We start from the raw sequence: 1,289 nt of genomic DNA on the forward strand, positions 1-1,289 counted from the left end.
AAGCCAGTGAATCAGAAATCATCCAACAGCGCGAGGTTTTTGCGGGTGTCCAGCTGCATCATCGTCGAAGATCGGACCAGAGCCCATATTCCGCTGGTTGAGTGATCTTCAGCACTTGGAATATAATCCTCAAATAATGAAGTATCTCCCCCTTCGGCTTGGATAGTCGCCATTGTGGGGGCGAATGTTGCTCCAAGATACTTTAAACCTTCTGCAGTTGCGGGACCAGGGTATCTTTTAATGATTTTACGTGCGTTTTTTTTACTTAAAGCCGGCCCCGAGTTGGTTTCTAGGCTATATAGACCCTTGCTCTGGTTCTTCTTGTCATGTCGCGAAGATTTTGCCTCCAAAATTAGACAGCCCGTACGACTTGGATTACTAGCCGTAGGAGAAAGGCCATCCGCTACTGCCGCTTTACCTTTCATTCGATCTTCGTGAACAGAACCTTCAAAATTGCCGCACTTGTATCGTTGATAGTTTGCTGCCCGACCTGGGCGGGTGAAGAGCTGCTTTACAGAATTTTTCCAAGATAATGCTTCGGCAGGGATACATTTTAGAGTTCTGCCCCAATTGCCGGTTGCCCTTCCCTTTGACTCCGCCATCAATCGAATGGCTAACCGCTGATTCCAGGGTAAGTCCTTTTCTTTTAGCAAGATGGCCTTCTTAGACATTTATTGACACCTAGTTAATATCTACATCTTTTCCATTTATTTGTACGGGACCTGAAGAAGTAAAATTAAATCTTGCCCCAGTTATTTTTATATAACCCGATTTGTCCAAACTTATTTGTGACTTTCCGCATGTAATGACCATTTTTGTACCGACATTTACATGATAGGTTTTTCCGACACTTGACATTTTGGAGATTCCAACAGCCTCCATACTCGAAATGCCGACTGTTTCTGCCTTATTTTTTTCAATCGTAATTGTTTGATTGCCCTCTCCAGGATTCAAAAGACCGGGCAACCCTAATGCATCACCAATCGCTCCAATGCCTCCGGTCAATTTACTGACGGTATCATTTATTATTTGTCCGATGCTTGATGGCCCAACGCTTAAAGTCATATTCCCACCAATGACTTCATCATGGTTATTCGTAACCTCAACGGCTTTATTATGACCAACTGACTGCACCCAATTATTGTCTATGCGCTCTGTATGGTTGTTGAGCGTTTTCTCATTTCTGTCTTTCTGCGCATGAACAAAAATTTCCTCACGACCTGACTCATCTTCGAAGCGCAACTCATTAAAGCCTTCCCCCTTATGACTTTCAGTCTTGATAGTCATTC

General features: G+C 43.7%; 2 protein-coding genes. Both read right to left on the bottom strand.

Annotated elements, in window-relative coordinates:
- Positions 1 to 11: 11 nt before the first annotated feature.
- Positions 12 to 671: a hypothetical protein gene (locus tag F0155_RS23130; protein ID WP_150526922.1), complete on the bottom strand. Its 660-nt coding sequence runs from the start codon at positions 669 to 671 to the stop codon at positions 12 to 14.
- A gap of 10 nt (positions 672 to 681) precedes the next feature.
- Positions 682 to 1,289 (bottom strand): bacteriophage T4 gp5 trimerisation domain-containing protein (locus F0155_RS23540; protein ID WP_425299996.1); only part of this gene is annotated, 608 nt, incomplete at its 5' end.

Source organism: Roseibium sediminis, assembly GCF_008711325.1.
Classification (GTDB): Bacteria; Pseudomonadota; Alphaproteobacteria; order Rhizobiales; family Stappiaceae; genus Roseibium; species Roseibium sediminis.